The organism is Blastococcus sp. CCUG 61487, from assembly GCF_005222955.1.
Lineage (GTDB): Bacteria > Actinomycetota > Actinomycetes > Mycobacteriales > Geodermatophilaceae > Blastococcus.
In genome coordinates, this window is record NZ_LWUA01000271.1 from 1 (window position 1) to 333 (window position 333).

Annotated in this window: 1 protein-coding gene; it reads left to right on the forward strand. The window is 68.2% G+C overall.

What is annotated here, in order from left to right:
* Positions 1–216 precede the first annotated feature (216 nt).
* Positions 217–333: divalent cation tolerance protein CutA (cutA, locus tag A6V29_RS21355; protein WP_249933320.1), on the forward strand; the 117-nt coding region annotated here is incomplete at its 3' end.

Below are 333 nucleotides of genomic sequence, written 5' to 3' on the forward strand. Positions count from 1 at the left end.
CCCGCCGACCCGCTGCCCCACCTTGAACCCGTCGCCCTCGCGCTGGAGTACGTACTGCTCGCCGTCGATGTCGATCGTCATGTCGTCGGTCATGACCGTCCCCCTACCCCCGCGGCTGTCGGTCCTATTCCGCCGACCCGAAAGTCACGGAACCGGTAAGTCAGGGAGCCGTCGGTGCGCCAGGATGGCGACGTGGACCAGGAGTGCTGCAAGATCGTGATCACCGACAGCGACCCCGAGCGGTTGCTGGCGCTCACCCGCACGCTCGTCGAGGAGCGGCTCGTGGCCTGCGGCCAGCAGATCGCCCCGATCCGGTCGGTATACCGCTGGGAG